The sequence below is a fragment of the Flavobacterium frigidarium DSM 17623 genome, assembly GCF_000425505.1.
Taxonomy (GTDB): domain Bacteria; phylum Bacteroidota; class Bacteroidia; order Flavobacteriales; family Flavobacteriaceae; genus Flavobacterium; species Flavobacterium frigidarium.
In genome coordinates this window covers 60914-79794 of record NZ_AUDO01000008.1, presented here as the reverse complement: position 1 = coordinate 79794, position 18881 = coordinate 60914, and the positions used below count along the sequence as shown (strand labels likewise).

Sequence of the window (18881 nt, the reverse complement as noted above, 5' to 3'; positions counted from 1 at the left end):
AAATTATGGATTACTATCAAGTTCTTCTTGCCTTTCGGATATGCTTCTATAAGCATTTTCGACCATTACTATTCCGTCATCCACAACTACACCTATTGCCAATGCGATTCCGGTGAGGGACATAATATTTGACGAAATACCAAAAGCTTGCAATAAAATAAATCCTATTGCGACCGAAATTGGCAACTGTATTAAAATAATCAAGGCGCTTCGCCAATGAAAAAGAAAGAGTAAAATAACCACCGAAACAGCAATCATTTCTTCGATAAGCGTTCCTTTGATTGATTCGACAGCTTTGGCAATTAGATCCGAACGATCGTAAGAGGTTTCGAAAGTCACTCCATCAGGCAAGCCTTTTTGAACTTCTTTCATTTTTTCTTTAACCGCAGCAATAACTTTGTCGGCGTTTTCGCCATAGCGCATCACTACGATACCACCTACCACTTCGCCTTCACCGTTTGCATCAAATACACCCAAACGCAAATCACCACCCATTTGCACCGATCCTACATCGCTCACCTTCACAGGAACCGAATTGTAATTTTTAATAGCGATACCTTCGACGTCTTTAATGTCTTTGATATACCCTAGTCCTCTCACAACATACGAGCGGTCACTCATTTCGAATTTTCGACCTCCGACATCGTTGTTACTCGTTTTGACCGCTTTCATTACCTCGGTCATACTTACATTGTAATATTGCATTTTGAGAGGATCTAATACCAATTGATATTGTTTTTCAAAACCACCAAAAGAGGCTACCTCAGCAACACCGGGAACCGTTTGCAAAGCAAATTTTACGTACCAATCTTGCAAAGCCCGCTGTTCCCCAAGATCCATTTTATCGGTTTTTAAGTGGTACCAAAAAACATGACCAACACCGGTACCATCAGGCCCAAGTGTAGGTGTGACATTTTCTGGCAGTAAGCGTTGAGCAAAATTCAAGCGTTCTAGAACTCGGGTTCTTGCCCAATAGGGATCTACCTCATCGTCAAAAATGATGTAAACAAAACTCATCCCGAACATAGAAGAGGCGCGAATGTTTTTGATTTTCGGAATTCCTTGCAGGTTGGAAACCAGAGGATAGGTTACTTGATCTTCAATTACCTGCGGACTTCTACCCATCCACTCCGTGAAAACAATCACCTGATTATCAGACAAATCAGGGATTGCATCAATGGGATTTTGTTGCACACTATAAATTCCCCATCCAAAAAGAAAGAGCGAAACGAGCAGCACAACCGCACGGTTTTTTAAAGAAAAGGATATTAATTTTTCAACCATAACCAGAAGGTGTTAGACAAAATTACTGTTGTCAAAAGATTAGAGGACATTGTGTTTGTTATTACAACTCTTTGCTTATTCCACCGCAAGTCAACATCTCAGCTCCGTAGTAAGGATTTTTAATATCTTTTACTTCACTAATCCAGTATCCGTTTTTACCGTGATTGTACATTGGGCAATAATCTTGGTATAACTTTTTATCGGTATCAAACATTTGTATTAAATACGTCATGTTTTGGCTTAAAGCCGCAAATTGCTTTCTTTGATCTGCAATTTTCCCTGAGTTTGTTGCTATGATAGTTGTTTCTTCAATTGCAGCCTTTGTGATTGTAGTGTATTGATTTTGCAATTCTTTTTCGATCACATCAGATTTAGCTCCTTTTATGGCGCGTTCTAATTCCATTCCTGCAGCAGCAGCCGCTTTACTGTCATCAGCCGCTAGTTTATTCTTAAGATTAATGTATTTATCTAAGATAAGATCAATAGAAAAATCCGCTTTACTTTTTACGATTTCCAGTTCCTGAACAGAGACAGTTTCGTCTCTCTCGCTTACTTTTTCTGTTAATTTCATGCCGCATTCTGTGCAGGTATCTCGTTTTTTACCCGTTACCTCTGGGTGCATTTGGCAAGAATATAGCTCGTTATCAGCAACCATTTCTTTGTTATCGTCTGATGCATTTTCTTTGTTGTCTTTGCAAGATGCTATTGTTAGCACTAATGATAAGAGACCTAATTTTACTAAATTTTTCATGTTGAATTGTTTTTAATGTATTGATTATTTGATTTTTATTAATTTGATTGTTTTACTTCTCTGTCGTATTGACAACATAGAGAAAGCTTTTTGTATGCTGCGTTTGGCGCAGTAATTGTTTCACTATCGTAACCTGCTAATGCAATACGTTTTAAGATTTCGTCTTGATTGGTTTGATTAGCGTCATATGTTATTGAAGCTACTCTAGTATCCTTGTTCCAGTTTACTAAAGCTACATTTTTAATGTTCCCAGCTTTCTCGATCGTTTTTTGACACATACCGCAATTACCTAGAATAGTTACAGTATCTGTTTTTGCATTTTTGATTTGGGCTTGCATAGCCGTGGCTGACAACAATAGCAGCATTGTAATCAAACCTTTTTGAATTGATTTCATTCGATAAATTTTAAATTAAATAAATAAGACGCATGCGTAAATCATGATAGTTTAATAACTACAATTAAGATACTATAAATATGCCGCTAAAATAAAGGTGTTAAGTGCAGTTGCACTTTGAAATAGACAGACTATTGGCTGTCTTGAAATGGTTTTATCCTATTTTAGGAAGTAACCAGATTGAAGTATATCCTTCTGAAGTTAAAGATATAGTATGGTAAAATTTTTGCTTCTCTTTAGAAAAATTAAATAGATCAGCAACAAGATTTACTGGTAAAGTTGAAACAACTCCCAATTGAATCGAAGATACACTACACATGGCATTACCACATTTTCCAGCGCAACCGCTATGATTCTTCTTAGATGAGTTCTCTTTTTTACAACAGTCTTTCATATCTTTATGAGAAGACATCTCTTTACTACAAGAAGTTTTGTCGACGCTATTTCCACACGCTAATACTGAATTGGGCATCAGTAGGACGCCAATTAAGAGTATTAGTATAAAGTGGATTTTTTTCATTTTCTTGTAATTGAGTACAAAATTAGTAAAACTATATTAGTTTACATGCATTAATTTGTTAATATAGTTTTACTAATTTTAAGAATATATTTATTTAGTCTCTCCAAAAAGCGCGTACATAAGCGACTGGGAAACAGACAATATTACACTAAACAATAAGGCGGTTAAAAAAGAATCTACCCTAAAGCCTCCTACAATATTATCACAAATCAAAATCAATATTGCATTGATAATTAGTAAAAACAACCCTAATGTAATGAAGGTGATAGGCAATGTTAGTATAACTAAGATTGGCTTGATGAAAAGATTTAACAACCCTAAAACAATAGCAACGTAAATAGCTTTTACAAAACTTTCTACATGTACTCCAGGCATCAAATGTGATAAAATTACAACTAATACTGCAGTAATTAATATTCTAAATAAAACTTTCATAATGTTCGTTTAAATTATTTATCTAAGAAATCTTTTGCCAATTGATGAAACAATTTTGGGTTTTCGGCGTGTAACCAGTGTCCAGCATTAGGAATTGTTTCGAATGCCGCTAGTGGAAAATGTTTCTTTATCGCATCGAAATCGCCATCCTTAATATAATCCGAATTTCCACCACGAATAAATAGCGTAGGTTTGTCATAGACTGCAGCTTCAGGAAGTGCCACACCTATTTCGTCTAACTTTTTATTAAAAACAGAAAGATTAAAACGGAAAGCCAATTGACCTGGCTCTTGCCAAAACAAACTTTTCATTAAAAACTGACGCGTTCCGAAGTCGGTGATGTATTCTTCTAGCGTAGCTTCGACATCAGCGCGGCTTGGTTTTTTTTCAAAATCTACGGCATTTAATCCCGCTAAAATCGTTTGATGATGCTGCGGATAAAATTTTGGGCCAATATCAGCGACAATCAATTTATCGATCATCTCAGGATAGGTAGTTGCAAACAACATGGCTGTTTTACCTCCCATAGAATGCCCGATAACGGATACTTTTTCTAAATTATGTTCTTTACAATAATCAAATACGTCTTGTGCCATTAAGGCATAACTAAATTCCTCTGATTGAAAACTGCGACCGTGGTTACGCAAATCGAGTAAGTGCACTTGATACCCTTCTGTTGACAATTGTACTCCAATAGTTTTCCAGTTATCTGACATACCTAAAAATCCGTGTAGGATTAAAAGTGGTTTTCCTTCTCCTTCTATTTTTGAATATAGCATTTTCTTTTGTTTTTATGGTTTCGCGTGAGGGATAGCAGCGAAAATCCTTTTTTAATATGAAGCGATAGCGAAATATGAAAAAAGATTGTAGCGTATAGCCCGACCTTTAAAATCCCGAGATCATCGGGATTATAAAGGGCACGCCCAAATTATTTTATTTTAATTTTTGCAAGTACATGTTCACCACATTCTCTAAACCTAAATATAGTGACTCTGCGATTAATGCATGTCCTATAGAAACTTCGAGTAATCCTGGAATGTTCTGCTTGAAAAACTGAATATTATCTAAGCTTAAATCGTGTCCTGCATTAATCCCTAAGCCTAAGTCGTTTGCCAAAACTGATGCTGTTACATAAGGATTGATCGCGTCATGGTTTCCTAAACTGTATTGGTGGGCAAAGTCCTCAGTGTATAATTCGATGCGATCAGCTCCTGTGTTTTTTGCCCCTTCAATCATAGCAAGAATAGGATCGACAAAGATGGATGTTCGAATATTATTTCGCTTAAATTCTTGAATCATTTCAGTCAAATAAGCCTGATTTTTTACTGTATCCCAACCAGCAGAGGAAGTGATGGCACCAATTGCATCTGGTACTAATGTAACTTGCTCTGGTTTGCATTCAAGAACCAAATCGATAAAATTATGCTGAGGGTTTCCTTCTATATTGAATTCGGTGTGAACAATGGCTTTTAAATCGCGAGCATCTTGATAGCGGATGTGACGTTCGTCTGGGCGCGGGTGAATAGTGATTCCTTGTGCTCCAAATTTTTGAATGTCTGCAGCAACTTTTAATAAATCGGGCACATTTCCTCCTCTGGCATTACGTAAAGTAGCTATTTTATTGATGTTTACACTTAACTTTGTCATTGAAATACTATTTGATTAAAACTATCTTATTACTGTGTACAAAAATACAAAGTAAAAGGTAGGAGATTTTGCCTTTTTTTGATTATTTTGCATAAAAATAGAGGATTCACGACAGATGGAAATTACAAACTACATAACTACTGACTTTAAAGCCATTGACAGCCAAGATAGTATTTCGGCAGTGAATGATTTTTTTGCCGAATCAAATTTTTCACACTTTCCAGTGTTGGAAAACGGTATCTTCATTGGAAATTTATCCGCTGAAGACACTGCAACGTTTGATGAGGATAAAAAAGTAATCGACTTTAAATACACCTTAGAACATTTTTTCACAAGAGCTGATGCCATATGGTTGGAAGTTTTGACTGTATTTGCCAAAAATCACGCTAATTTAATTCCGGTTTTAAACAACGAAAACAACTATGTAGGTTATTATGAAATCGAAGATATCTTAACGTTTTTTCATCAAACAACTTTTTTAAAAGAGCAAGGTAGTATTATAAAAGTCCGCAAAGGACTTGTCGATTATTCTATGAGTCAAATAACACAAATAGTTGAAAGCAATAATGCAAAATTACTAGGATTATTCATTTCTGATTCAGATACCGATACTGTCGAGGTAACGTTGAAAATTACCACAGGAGCAATTAATGAAATCATTCAAACATTTAGAAGGTATAACTACGAAATCACCTCTGAACATCACGAGGATGATTATATTAATAATTTAAAAGAACGTTCGGATTATCTAGACCGTTACTTGAATATGTAATTTAGGATAACTACAAAGTTTAACTGCTCACTCTCTTCAAAATAAAATAGCACAAGCAACTACAATGAAAATAGCCATTTACGGTCAATATTACCAAAATAGTACAGAACCAATTATTAAGGACATCTTTGTTTTTTTTAATCGAAATAATGTAGAACTCGTTATTGAAGCTGATTTTCTTGAAATGCTTTATGATAAGGAAATCATCCAAAGAGATTATAAAACATTTTCATCGCACACGGAGTTAGACAGAAGTTTTGACATTTTATTAAGTATAGGAGGAGATGGAACTATTTTAAGAGCTGCTACGCTGGTACGTAACTCTGGAGTTCCGATATTAGGAATTAACGCAGGCAGACTTGGTTTTCTAGCAACCGTACAAAAGGAAAACATTGCCTCTTTTCTACAAATTGTATTAGACAAACAATATACTTTGTCTAAAAGGACATTGTTAAGTTTGAGTTGTACTCCAACAAATGAGGCATTGCAAGATATTAATTTTGCAATGAACGAAATCACCGTAAGTAGAAAAGACACTACATCGATGATTACCATAGATACCTATTTAAACGGGGAGTTCTTAAATTCGTATTGGGCTGATGGTTTAATAATCTCTACACCAACAGGATCTACGGGATATTCTTTAAGCTGCGGAGGGCCTATATTAACACCAGATGTAAAAAGTTTGGTAATCACACCTATCGCTCCACATAACTTAAATGCAAGACCACTTGTTATTCCAGACGATACAGATATAGAGCTGCGCGTTTCAGGAAGGGAAGAAAACTATCTTGTATCTTTAGATTCAAGAATTACATCAGTGGGAAATGATTCTATATTAACAATTAGAAAAACGGCCTTTAAAATAAATATGGTGGAAATTCCAGAAGCAACTTTCTTAAAAACGTTGCGTAGTAAATTGTTATGGGGAGAAGATAAGCGAAACTAAATCACAAAATACACAGTCATTATACGATTTCATTGTTTTATTTCGTTTTGAACTTATAAACTCTCAACCGCACTCTATAATACCTATTAATATCTAAAATATAAGCAGTTTTAACAGATAAGGCATTGATTAGTATCGATAATTATTATATTTGCAGGCAATTTTAAGACAAATGAATAGATTTTTCACTCTTATTTTATCGCTATTTCTAAGCGTTTCTATGTACTCTCAAATTAACGAAATTGGAGTATTTGTAGGCGGAAGCAACTTTGTTGGTGATGTAGGATCGACTAGTTACATCGCTCCGAACAAACTCGCATTAGGTGTGCTTTATAAATGGAATCAAACTACACGGCTAGCGTATAGAGCATCTTTAATGTATAGTAAACTAAGTGCAAATGACACTGAGTCTAACGATATAAGTAGACAATTAAGAGAAGATCGATTTGACACTAAACTGACAGAAGCTTCAGTGGGTATCGAGTTTAACTTTTTTGACTTTGATTTATACCGTGCAGGTAGACAATTTACACCTTATATATATACAGGAATAAGCTATGCTTCTTACGAAGGAGATTTAAGTCATAATATACCTATTGGAACAAGAATTTCGGGAATACCTACATCTGGACCAATGCAAATTCAAGAAAACTACAGTAATTCAAGCTTTGCAATACCTTTTAATATTGGAGTAAAAACAACTTTAAATAGCAGATTTATTCTAGCGGTTGAAGCTGGAGCACGTTACACTTTTACAGACGACTTAGACAGTAGCTACCCTCTAACATACGTTGACATGTCAGTTAGCCCCGTAACTGTGAATAACATCGCTTTTGGAAATATAAATAATAATGATTGGTATCTTTTTACAGGAGTTACGTTAACGTATACTTTTGGACAAAAACCATGTTACTGTGCAGACTAAAAAAATGAATTTACTAGAACATATAGACATTACCAACTTACCACGCCACTTAGCAATTATAATGGATGGTAACGGCCGCTGGGCAAAAAAGCAAGGATTACTAAGAGCTTTTGGACATGAAAGCGGAACAAAATCGGTAAAAATCATTATTGAGACTTGTGCTAAACTCGGTATTGAAAATCTTACATTGTATGCTTTTTCTACAGAAAACTGGAATAGACCAAAATTAGAAGTAGATACATTAATGAAGATTTTGATCAAATCATTGAAGAAAGAATTGCCAACATTAATCAAGAATAACATCCGTTTAAACACCATTGGTAATCTTGAGAAAATGCCTGAGACAGCGCAGAAAGAATTACTAGATGTAATTGAAAAAACTAAAAACAATACGAAACTCACACTAACCTTAGCATTAAGTTACGGATCTAGAGAAGAAATTGTTAATGTTGTGAAGTCTATTAGTGATAAAGTTAAAAATAATATAATTTCAATTGACGCTATTGACGATTCAATTATAAATGAGCATCTTTACACGCAAAATTTACCCGATGTAGATTTATTAATACGAACAAGTGGAGAACACAGGATAAGTAATTTTCTGTTATGGCAGATAGCTTACGCTGAATTGTATTTTACTGACGTATTGTGGCCAGACTTTAAAGAACAAGAGTTATATGAGGCTATCATTAGTTATCAAAAGAGAGAGCGCAGATTTGGAAAAACAAGTGAACAAATTAAATAAATTTTTAGTGTTGAATAAAAGTATAAAAGCAGTCCTTACCATCGCCCTTATAGCGAGTTTCTCAAAAGCTAAAGCCCAAGACAGAGTTCCTTTTGACGAAGGAAAAAAATACATACTTGGTAATGTAACAGTTACAAGTAAAATAAGCTTTAATGAGCAAACAGTGGTAACCTTTGCAGGATTACAAAAAGGACAAGAAATTACGGTTCCTGGAGAACAAATTAGTAGCGCCATCAAAAAGTTAGGAAAACTAGGCCTATTTGACGAAATTTCGTTTTATATCAATCACATTGAAAATGACAGCATCTATCTTGATCTAGATATTAAAGAACTTCCTAAACTTAAGGAAGTGAAATTTGTTGGCGTTAAGAAAAACAAGACTGAGGCGTTAATTAAAGATAACGGCTTAACTAAAAGCAAAGTGGTTAACGAAAACTTGTTAACAACCACTAAAAACTACATCGAAAACAAATACAAAAAGGACGGTTACTATAATACTAAAGTAAACATCAATATATCTAAGGACACCGCAACTACAAATGAGGTGAACATGTTAGTGAATATTGACAAAGGTGACAAAGTAAAAATTAGTAGTATTGACTTTGACGGAAACGAACAAATGTCTGACAAGACATTGCGTAAAGCAATGAAAGACACGAAGCAAAAGAACTTTTTAAGAATTCTAAAAGCATCTAAGTTCATTAAAGACAAATACAAATCAGACTTAGAGAATGTAATTGCAAAATACAAGGAAAAGGGATATAGAGATGCTCGAATCATTTCTGACTCTGTTAAATACAATAAAGAAAAAAACACTTTAGCTATTAATGTTAATATTGAAGAAGGTAGAAAATACTATTTTGGAGATATTAAATTCTTAGGTAACACGGTATATTCTGATCAATTATTATCAAGAATATTAGGGGTTAAAAAAGGAGAAACATACAACGGTGTTTTACTTGAAAAAAGAATTGCAGACAAAACAAAACCTGACGGGGAAGACATTACAAATTTGTATCAAAACAGTGGCTATTTATTCTCAAATATTAATGCTGTTGAGGTAAAAACTGCAAATGACACAATCGACTTCGAAATTAGAGTTACTGAAGGACCATTAGCTTACTTTAACAAAATTACTGTAGTAGGAAACGATAAGACCAATGACCGTGTAATTTACAGAGAATTAAGAACTAAGCCAGGTCAAAAATATAGCAAAGACGAGTTAGTTAGAACAATTCGTGAGATTGGTCAATTAGGCTTCTTTGACCCTGAGGCAATCAATCCAGCATTTAAAAATGTTGATGCTGCAGCAGGTACCGTTGATATCGAATATCAATTAGTAGAAAAAGGATCAAGCCAAATTGAACTACAAGGTGGTTACGGTGGAGGTGGATTCATTGGTACATTAGGATTATCATTTAACAACTTCTCGGCTAGAAACATGTTAAATAAAGATGCGTACAAACCATTACCTATGGGAGATGGTCAAAAAGTATCTTTACGTTTACAAGGAAGTACTTTCTTTCAAACGTATAGTGTTTCGTTTTCTGAACCATGGTTTGGAGGAAAAAAACCGGTGCAATTTAGTTCTTCTATCTCATATAGTAAGCAGTTTTTAAATGATTTTCAGACTCAAAAAGCTGATAAAAGTAAAAGTTTTAATATCTTGACATTGTCTGTAGGTTTAGCAAAAAGACTGACAGAACCAGATGACTTCTTCGTTCTATCGCAATCTGTAAGTTACCAGCACTATAGTTTAAATAACTACAATACTGGATTGTTTACCTTTGGAGATGGTAATTCTCGTAACTTAGCTTACACAATTGGATTAACAAGGAATAACAAAGGGGTGAATCCAATTTTCCCTACTTATGGGTCTGAATTTAGTATCTCGGCAAAAATAACACCTCCTTACAGTTTACTTAACGGAATAAACTATGCCACATTAGGGGATAAAGAAGAATACAAATTAAAGAGTACAGTGGATCAATTTGATTCAAATGGAAACATCACTATACCTAAAGGATCTTACTTAGATGCGTCAGGTAATAGAGTATCAACTTTTCAAGAAGCTGCTGCAGATGCTGCCATTGTTGACCAAAAGAAATTTAACTGGTTAGAGTACTATAAAATTAAATTTAAAGCTGATGCCTATACTAAAATTTATGGTAAATTAGTTTTAAGAACATTAACAGAGTTTGGTTTCTTAGGAGCTTATAATCAAGATCGTGGCGCTGTGCCATTTGAAAGATTCTACGTTGGTGGAGATGGTCTTGCAAATTACTCGTTAGACGGTAGAGAGACGGTCCAGTTAAGAGGATACGAGAACAACTCATTAACACCTCTAAACAGTAATAATGAGCAAATTGGAGCAACCGTTTATAACAAGTTCTCAATGGAATTACGTTACCCAATCACATTAAAATCATCAGCATCAATTTATGCACTTGGTTTTGTAGAAGCAGGTAATTCTTATGAAAATTTTAAAACTTTCAATCCTTTTGACTTAAAAAGATCAGCAGGTGTAGGACTTAGAGTATTTATGCCAGCATTTGGTTTATTAGGTATCGACTTTGCTCATGGATTTGACGCAGCAACTGGTCAAACAGAACCTAGTGGCTGGCAAACACACTTTATCATAGGACAACAATTCTAGATATAAAATGCATCAATATTCTAATCACATAAATATGAGAAAACAATTTCTATTTTTATTTTTAGCCACTATAGTTGGATCTTTTTCTCATGCTCAAACGAAGGGAACGAAAGTAGGATACATTGATATGGAATACATTTTGCAAAATGTATCTAGTTATACTGAAGCTAATGCTCAATTAGAGCAAAAAGCACAGAAATGGAAACAAGAAATTGAGGTTAAAAAAGTAGAAATTGATAAAATAAAAGTTGCTTTACAAGCTGAAAAAGCGCTTCTAACAAAGAATTTGATTGAGGAACGTGAAGCAGAGATACGATTTTTAGAACGTGAAATGCTCGATTACCAACAAAAGAGATTTGGAGCCAACGGTGATTTGATGCTTCAAAAAATGCAGCTAACAAAGCCAATTCAAGATCAAGTTTTTACTGCTGTGCAGGATCTAGCAGAAAGTAATAAATATGATTTTATATTTGACCGCTCCTCTGATTTAACGATGTTATTTGCTGCAAAGCGTTATGACATAAGCGACCAAGTATTGCGCGCATTAACACGAACAGACAAAAGAGAGCAATTAAGTAAAAAGCAACTGGAACAACAAGAAGCTAGGGAGAGCAAAGAAGATGCAATAGACAGTAACGAAGCCTTACAAGAGCGACAAAAACTGCTAGATGAACGCAAAGCTGCTAGAGATAAAATATTAGAAGAGCGCAAAGCGGCAGTCGAATTAAAGAAAAAAGAATATTACGATCGTAAAGCCAAATTAGCTGCGGAAAGAGAATCTAGAAAAAATGGCACGGTTTCTGCAAATACTACTACAACTAGTACTAGCAAAGAAACTGATACTAAACTAACTGATGAAAGTGCACAGCAGAAGTTAGATGACATGAAGGCTCAAAAAGCAGAAGAACGTAAAAAACTTATCGAGGATCGTAAAAAAGTTCTGGAAGAAAGAAGAGCACAAATCCTTAAACAACGAGATTCTATATTGAAGTCTAGAGAACAAAAGTAAAACCAAACAAAAATTAATACTTAATATTTTAAAAACGATGAAACAAATCAAAACTTTAGTAATTGCTGCATTATTCATTTTAGGAGCAGGTCAAACGATGAATGCTCAAGCAAAAGCGGCTCATGTTGATGTGAGTGAAATTATGTCTAAAATGCCTGCTATGCTAGATGCTCAAAAACAATTGGATAAATTGAGCACAACATACGATGCAGATTACAAAAAAATGGTTGATGAATACCAAGGGAAATTGAAAAAGTACGAAAGCGAATCAGCTACGGTATCTGATGCAATCAATGGAGATCGCTCTAAAGAGGTTCAAGATATGCAAAAAAGAATTGTTGACTTTAGAGATAACGCTCAAAAAGAATTACAACAAAAAGAATCAGATATTATCAAACCGATAATGGAAAAAGTAAGACTTTCTATTCAAAAAGTTGGAAAAGCAAAAGGATTCCAATATGTATTAGACGGTTCTACTCTATTACTTGCTGATGGTCCTAACTTGACTGCTGATGTAAAAAAAGATTTAGGATTCTAAGAAACCTAAAAGTATAAGAATAAAAACCACTCCTCACATTGTGATCGAGTGGTTTCTTGTTTTATACAACACCATTTTTTTAGGAATTTAAAAAAAGAGCAGCTAACTTTGTTTTAATGAAAAATGACAAACCTATAGGCATTTTTGACTCCGGTATTGGGGGAACTTCTATCTGGAAAGAGATTCATCAGTTATTACCTGATGAGGAAACAATCTATTTAGCCGACAGTAAAAATGCGCCTTATGGCCAAAAGTCTAAAGAGGATATTGTAGCCCTAAGTATTAAAAACACTGAGTTTCTATTAGAGATGGATTGTAAGCTAATTGTGGTTGCCTGCAACACCGCGACTACAAACGCAATTGAGGAGCTACGAACCAACTATCCAGTGCCTTTTATAGGTATCGAACCCGCAATAAAACCAGCGGCTTTATATTCTAAAACGCAAACGATTGGTATCTTGGCAACTAAAGGAACCTTAAGTAGCGCACTATTTACAACAGCAATACAAAAATACAGCAATACGAGAATTATCGAACAAGTTGGACATGGACTGGTACAACTTATCGAGGCAGGAGCGATAAATTCAGCTGAGATGCACGATTTATTGTTGTCCTACATCCAACCCATGATTGCCGAGAATATTGATTATTTAGTTCTGGGATGCAGTCATTACCCCTACCTCATACCTCAACTTAGAAAGATGCTACCAGATCACATTCAAATAATTGATTCTGGTGAAGCTGTAGCCAAACAAACAAAAAACTTGCTAGCAGATAATATTGGGTTTAACGGTACAAAGTCGAGAAACGCTGTATTTTATTCGAATACAGAAGCTACTGTTTTAAGAGGGATTTTAGGCGATAAATACCAAGTGATAAAGCAAGATTTTTAAATTAATCAATTTTTCGCTTGACGAACCATATAGCATCTAAACTTAAATTAAGCGATAGTTTATGATAATTTTCTTTTATTAAACCATTACCGATGCTCCCTTTTTGTCCGTAAGAATAACTAATATTCAACGCCGTTGCCGAATTCTCTAAAGGCAAAGAAAGTCCCACTGATAAGGAAACATTTTTCACACGATTACCATCTACTTCTAGATACCCCGTATCATAATTTAATCCTGTTGAGTATTTTATTCGATCAAAATAAGATCTAATTACCGAAGGCTTGCTGTATGACAATCCCAGTGCATATTTATCTTGATCAGCATAGTTTCCATAGATCGAAGATTGATTTGTACTATCCCAAAATCGGCGTTCGTAATCTAGAGTTAAGTTGATATTATTTTTAAAAACTTTACTAATTCCGAATCCCGCTTCAAATGGCATGTAGTAGCTATCAACATCAGTGACTACATCTGACTCTATTACAGAACTCCCTGAAATATTCACCGTCGTGAGGCTACCCACTTGACTACCATTTATTTTTGTTGGCAATTTTAAAGTAGATCCAATTGTAAATGTAGAGTCTACAACATACTGCCCTCCAAAGGAAAGGCGCGCACCAGAATAATTAGTGGTTTTATAGCTGTTAGTGATCGAGTTCCCTATAGTAAACGTTTTATCATCTGTGGTATTTCCAAATAATACTGAAGCCGATGCTCCAAGTGATAACTTTTTAGAAAATTTACGACCGTAAGATATATCAACATCGTTTAATCCACCACTTCCTGTAGCATCAAGGATATAATCACTATCGCTATCTATAATAGGAAGCGACAAGTTAGAAATTTTATAAGTGCTACTTGAGTAAGGCTTAAGCGCCAAACTGAAAGCCGATTTATCACTAACTGGAAATGCCAGAGCTAAGTGAGAAAACTGAGCGTTGTTGCGACTCTCTTTATTGACACTATTTTCATAACTAGTTAAAATGGCTTTCCCACCAACATCAAACAAAAAATGATTTAAATTCATAAATCCCAATGAGGCAGGATTTAAATTATTGATAAACTGTGTCGAAGGCAAAGCAATCCCAGAAGAACCTATACCGGGAATTCCTCCAAAATCAGCATCGTAGACTGTCCCCAATCCATAAAGAGAATAAGGAGAGCTCGAAATACTTTGAGCAAAAGATTGCCAACTAAAAAGAAGTAAAAAGGCTAAATATGTTAGGTTATTTTTCATTTAATAAGAAATATAATAAATTTTCATTTTCAAAGAATTTGAAGCTGCTTTTTGATCAGCTAATACTAGTCTATTTACTGTTTTTGAAACATCTGGAGAGGCCAGAATTAAAGAGTATCTTGAATCTGATGCTTTGATCATCTCTGATTGTAGAAAAGAACCAATCGAAATGGTATACGCTGTGCTTTCGTTAAACTCATCAGCACTTTGATTTAATACAGCGTAAATTGGCTCTCCTGAAGCATTAGTTAGCAAACCTTTTATTCTGTTTAAATCATCAGCTATGTACACTAGCAAAGATTCCGGAAGAGAATAACGAGCTGAGTAGGTATTATTAACCGGTTTGATTGACAATTGCGCATCGACAATAGCCCCTTTTTCAAAAGCATATTTAAGTTGCTTTATATTGGGAAAGTCAATCCGACAGGAAACACCACTCCCCGATTGTATGAAACTTTGGTTGGCAGTTTTGGTACTTACTAATTTGCTCGTTGCTATGGGTAAATCTTCAATTACGGTGCCTGCCCTATCTGCGGTAATCGCATTAAATTGCTTGCTTGAATCATAAACTCCAAAACTTAAAACAAATGAGGTTTCGCTATTCGATAAATATTTTGAATAATACAACCGTAGTTCGCTTGACAAATCAAATCCTAGAACACTAGAACTATTGTCGCTATCTGCTGTTACGACAAAACCTTTTAAATATTCTACAAACTCATCAGAATTAGCAATCTCTTTCTTCTTGATTTTTTGAAAAAGTTCGTTTCCAAAGTCATCACTAAGCACAACACTAATCGAATCAGTACTTACTGGTTTTGGCTTAAAACTTATACTACCTAGAACAGCACTTTGATAACTTAATTTTGAGTCGTTATGAAACGTATTATCTTCTAAGCTAGTTTTAACTTGCTCGGTTAATTTATGGATATTAAAAGTATACGTTTTAGTAGTATCACCATAATAATATTTGTCCAGCTTCATAACCATACGAATAGAATCAAAGACATAGTTTGTGCTTTCGGTATCGGCATTATCAGTATACAAAGCGTAACTATTGCCATACAACTGAAAGTAACTGTCTGACTTTATTTTACCAAAAATAGGATCGACATACGAGCCTACGAGAATTCTACTCTGACTAGATGTCACCAACGAATCTAATCGAATAGTAGACAGCTCCACTGTAGCTGTATCAATTTGAATTACGTTATTATTTAGTGCTAAGTAATCAGCACCAACTACAAATTCCCCAGTATCAACGTCAGAGTTGCACGACGAGATAATCACACTTAAAATCAGGAGATAAAAAAGCTTATACATAACCGTTTTTGAACAAATATAAATGCCCTTTCCCTCAACCAAATTATAAGTTATACCAATAAGGATAAATTGTCTATCGAAGACCAATATCTCACGATGATTGCAATTTGAACAATGATAGTCGAGTTCATCTAATTTAATGACAACTTCGTCTATATAATTAGCACATCCATATATATTCTTTTTTTGGGATATTTATTGCATCTATTTTTGAACCTATAATGGTCTTTTTCATTAAATAAGCAACTGCTTCAACCCGTTTAAGGGGGGCGACCTAGTAGTTCTTATATGAATAAAGATTTGAAAACAATAGAATGATTCTTGTCTCAACAGGTTTAAAATATAACTATTAATAAAAATGATGAATATGAATATATTAAAAAGAGGATTACTGTTTGCTACACTTTCTATCAGTATTGCCTTTGTAGGTTGTAGTAATGACGATACTGAAGATGCCTTAGGAAACTGGATTAAAAGATCTTCATTTGACGGGCCTGCACGCTCAAGTGCCACCAACTTTGTCATTGGTTCTTATGCATTTATTGCTACAGGATATACTGGTGACGAATATCTTAATGATTTATGGGCCTACAATTCAGATGGTGATTACTGGGAACAAAAGGCAGATTTCACGGGCCCTGCTAGAAGCGCCGCATCATCATTTGAACTTAACGGAAAAGGATATGTAGGATTAGGATATGATGGTACAAATAAATTACGTGATTTTTACCAGTACGATCCTAACAGCAATAGTTGGAGTCAAAAAACAGATTTCTCAGGTACTGGGCGTTACTCAGCCGTAGGGTTTCAGGTGGGTGGCAAAGCTTATTTTGGAACTGGTTATGATGGAAATTATCTTAAAGACTTTTATCAATATGATGACACCGCAAACTCTTGGACTTTAGTAACTGGATTTGGAGGTAACAAACGTCGTAACGCAACTGTTTTTGTGATTGATGATAAAGCCTATATAGGAACAGGAATTAACAATGGAGTATATCAAGTCGACTTTTGGGAATTTGACCCAAGTACTGATGTGTGGACTAAAAAAAGAGATCTTGATGATGATGAAGATGACCACGATACTTATTTAATTACAAGAGCAAACGCTGTAGGTTTTTCTATGAATGGTCTAGGATATATTGCATGTGGAGAAAGTTCAAAATCAATTTGGGAGTACAATCCATCTACTGATTTATGGAACGAAAAAACGCCACTTGAAGGTTCTGCTAGGACAGATGCTTCAGGTTTTGCAATTAATCAAAGAGGTTTTGTAATATTAGGTAGAGCTGGTTCGGCATACTATGATGATGTATGGGAATTTAAACCATTAGAAGAACAAAATGATGATGACAATTAAAAATAAAATAAAAAACTTCTGGTCAATTGATCAGAAGTTTTTCTCATTAGCAACAGCAATAAAAGTACAACTCTTATTTGTAACTTTCATTTTCCTATCTTGCCACGACAATAATACATTAAAAGTGGCTGCCATAAAAGTTGATAATGGATGGGGCTACACGATCAAGCAGGATGACAAAATAATAATTAAGCAAACTGTCATTCCCGCTATAACTAATAATCATAGTTTCAAATCAGAAGATGACGCGTTAAAAACTGGTTCTTTAGTAGTTCAAAGATTGCAACAAAATAGTTCACCTACTATAACAATGAGTGATTTAAAAACTTTAGCAATAAAATTTTAATGACAATAGATAAATTAAAAAGCACTTTTTCAAGCAGTCTATTTACACATAGTATACTGTGGTGTTTAGTTATAATCATTGCTTTATTGCCAAATTATGAAAATAATAAATTTGGCAATATTGATTTTTATATGCAATGGGCTCTAGGCATCATGCTTTTTTATGGAAATTATTATTACCTAGTTCCTAAATTACTTTTACAAAAAGAAACCGTACTCTATTTACTGATTACTGCTGTTTTAATGTACCTGCTAATCATGATTAACATACATTATCTTACTCCAGAATTCAATAAGGAAATCCCTAGAGAGTTGATGGAAGCGGCAAGAAATAGAATGGCAAACAATCCAGGATTTAGAAGAAAACCGCCCATCTTTTTTAAATTGATTCCATCCTTATTTTACGTTTTTATTTTGGCGGCAAGCACAGTAATCAGAACATTAGCCGAATTTCACATCAATCAGCAAAATAAAATTCTTGCCGAATCGAATCGAAATGCCACTGAGTTAAACTATTTACGCAAACAAACCAATCCCCATTTTCTATTTAATGCCTTGAATAGTATCTATTCTCTTGCATATAAAAAATCAGACTTGGTTCCAGATGCGATTGTAACTCTATCAGAAATGATGCGCTACATGTTATATGAAACAGATAATCAAACTGTTTTTTTAGAGAAAGAAATTAATTATTTAAAAAATTATATCGAACTCCAAAAGTTAAGACTTAATAACATTGAGAATATTTTTATCAATGTTCATGGCGAAACTAGAGAAAAATACATCGAGCCGTTATTATTAATTTCGTTTGTAGAAAACGCCTTTAAATACGGTACTGATTATAAAGGAGTGGCTTATGTAAAAATCAAAATTGTAATTGAAAGCGATAATTTAGATTTTTTTATCGAAAACAAAAAACTAGATTACAGTAAGGATCCAGACAATTCTGGAATAGGAATGAACAACATACAAAGTAGGCTGAACTTACTATATCCAAACACTCACGAGTTAATTATCTCAGAAACTGAAACCCATTACACTGCAAACCTGAAGTTAAAACTTGATACCGTAAAAAAGCCCAATACTTAATACAGTAT

Annotated in this window: 19 protein-coding genes and 1 pseudogene; 11 read left to right on the top strand and 9 right to left on the bottom strand. The window is 34.4% G+C overall.

Annotation, left to right across the window (positions count from 1 at the left end; all coding sequences use genetic code 11):
* Positions 1-3: 3 nt before the first annotated feature.
* The 7 genes and pseudogenes from H603_RS17710 to H603_RS0105375 all read right to left on the bottom strand — a co-directional run bounded on the left by H603_RS17710 (position 4) and on the right by H603_RS0105375 (position 5032).
* The gene (locus tag H603_RS17710) at positions 4-1284 is read right to left on the bottom strand and encodes an efflux RND transporter permease subunit (protein WP_026707615.1); all 1281 of its coding nucleotides are present in this window, start codon (positions 1282-1284) and stop codon (positions 4-6) included.
* Between the two features lie 61 nt (positions 1285-1345).
* Positions 1346-2035 (bottom strand): DUF3347 domain-containing protein, encoded by a 690-nt coding sequence (locus H603_RS0105400; RefSeq protein WP_026707614.1) that lies wholly within the window; start codon positions 2033-2035, stop codon positions 1346-1348.
* A gap of 44 nt (positions 2036-2079) precedes the next feature.
* Positions 2080-2430 (bottom strand): annotated as a pseudogene (locus H603_RS16535) (heavy-metal-associated domain-containing protein); the annotation flags it as partial.
* 154 nt (positions 2431-2584) lie between these two features.
* A complete protein-coding gene (locus H603_RS0105390; protein WP_035675510.1) occupies positions 2585-2950 on the bottom strand; it encodes a hypothetical protein in 366 nt (121 codons plus the stop codon).
* 90 nt (positions 2951-3040) lie between these two features.
* Positions 3041-3385, bottom strand: a complete 345-nt coding sequence (locus tag H603_RS0105385; protein ID WP_026707612.1) for a phage holin family protein — start codon at positions 3383-3385, stop codon at positions 3041-3043.
* Positions 3386-3399: 14 nt separating this feature from the next.
* Positions 3400-4164 carry an alpha/beta fold hydrolase gene (locus H603_RS0105380; protein WP_026707611.1) on the bottom strand — a complete coding sequence of 255 codons (765 nt, stop codon included), beginning with the start codon at positions 4162-4164 and terminating at the stop codon, positions 3400-3402.
* Between the two features lie 154 nt (positions 4165-4318).
* Complete coding sequence (locus H603_RS0105375; RefSeq protein ID WP_026707610.1) at positions 4319-5032, bottom strand: pyridoxine 5'-phosphate synthase; 714 nt, start codon at positions 5030-5032, stop codon at positions 4319-4321.
* Between the two features lie 115 nt (positions 5033-5147).
* Between H603_RS0105375 and H603_RS0105370 the strand changes: the two genes are divergently transcribed.
* The 8 genes from H603_RS0105370 (at position 5148) to murI (ending at position 13519) form a co-directional block, all read left to right on the top strand.
* Positions 5148-5804 (top strand): CBS domain-containing protein, encoded by a 657-nt coding sequence (locus H603_RS0105370; protein WP_026707609.1) that lies wholly within the window; start codon positions 5148-5150, stop codon positions 5802-5804.
* Positions 5805-5868: 64 nt separating this feature from the next.
* The gene (locus tag H603_RS0105365) at positions 5869-6753 is read left to right on the top strand and encodes an NAD kinase (RefSeq protein ID WP_026707608.1); all 885 of its coding nucleotides are present in this window, start codon (positions 5869-5871) and stop codon (positions 6751-6753) included.
* 172 nt (positions 6754-6925) lie between these two features.
* A complete protein-coding gene (porG, locus tag H603_RS0105360; RefSeq protein ID WP_026707607.1) occupies positions 6926-7678 on the top strand; it encodes a type IX secretion system protein PorG in 753 nt (250 codons plus the stop codon).
* A 4-nt stretch (positions 7679-7682) separates the two neighbouring features.
* Positions 7683-8423 (top strand): isoprenyl transferase, encoded by a 741-nt coding sequence (locus H603_RS0105355; protein WP_026707606.1) that lies wholly within the window; start codon positions 7683-7685, stop codon positions 8421-8423.
* Positions 8356-11079, top strand: coding sequence for an outer membrane protein assembly factor BamA (bamA, locus tag H603_RS0105350; RefSeq protein WP_026707605.1), 2724 nt, complete (start codon positions 8356-8358; stop codon positions 11077-11079). The genes H603_RS0105355 and bamA overlap by 68 nt, the downstream gene beginning before the upstream one ends.
* A 34-nt stretch (positions 11080-11113) precedes the next feature.
* Complete coding sequence (locus H603_RS0105345) at positions 11114-12088, top strand: OmpH family outer membrane protein (protein ID WP_026707604.1); 975 nt, start codon at positions 11114-11116, stop codon at positions 12086-12088.
* A gap of 37 nt (positions 12089-12125) precedes the next feature.
* On the top strand, positions 12126-12626 hold the full coding sequence (locus tag H603_RS0105340; RefSeq protein WP_026707603.1) for an OmpH family outer membrane protein: 501 nt from the start codon (positions 12126-12128) through the stop codon (positions 12624-12626).
* A 116-nt stretch (positions 12627-12742) separates the two neighbouring features.
* Positions 12743-13519 (top strand): glutamate racemase, encoded by a 777-nt coding sequence (gene murI / locus H603_RS0105335; protein WP_026707602.1) that lies wholly within the window; start codon positions 12743-12745, stop codon positions 13517-13519.
* Between the two features lies 1 nt (position 13520).
* Here the strand turns inward: murI and H603_RS0105330 are convergent, their stop codons facing one another.
* Together H603_RS0105330 and H603_RS0105325 are read right to left on the bottom strand one after the other, a co-directional pair.
* Positions 13521-14756, bottom strand: a complete 1236-nt coding sequence (locus tag H603_RS0105330) for a PorV/PorQ family protein (RefSeq protein WP_026707601.1) — start codon at positions 14754-14756, stop codon at positions 13521-13523.
* Positions 14757-16079 carry a DUF4270 family protein gene (locus H603_RS0105325; RefSeq protein ID WP_026707600.1) on the bottom strand — a complete coding sequence of 441 codons (1323 nt, stop codon included), beginning with the start codon at positions 16077-16079 and terminating at the stop codon, positions 14757-14759.
* A gap of 367 nt (positions 16080-16446) precedes the next feature.
* On the opposite strand from H603_RS0105325, the gene H603_RS0105320 reads away from it, so the two are divergent.
* The 3 genes from H603_RS0105320 to H603_RS0105310 all read left to right on the top strand — a co-directional run bounded on the left by H603_RS0105320 (position 16447) and on the right by H603_RS0105310 (position 18873).
* Positions 16447-17439, top strand: coding sequence for a Kelch repeat-containing protein (locus tag H603_RS0105320; RefSeq protein WP_026707599.1), 993 nt, complete (start codon positions 16447-16449; stop codon positions 17437-17439).
* The gene (locus H603_RS0105315; RefSeq protein ID WP_245576089.1) at positions 17426-17785 is read left to right on the top strand and encodes a DUF4907 domain-containing protein; all 360 of its coding nucleotides are present in this window, start codon (positions 17426-17428) and stop codon (positions 17783-17785) included. The genes H603_RS0105320 and H603_RS0105315 overlap by 14 nt, the downstream gene beginning before the upstream one ends.
* A 131-nt stretch (positions 17786-17916) precedes the next feature.
* Positions 17917-18873 carry a sensor histidine kinase gene (locus H603_RS0105310; RefSeq protein WP_245576088.1) on the top strand — a complete coding sequence of 319 codons (957 nt, stop codon included), beginning with the start codon at positions 17917-17919 and terminating at the stop codon, positions 18871-18873.
* The last annotated feature ends 8 nt before the right edge of the window (positions 18874-18881 follow it).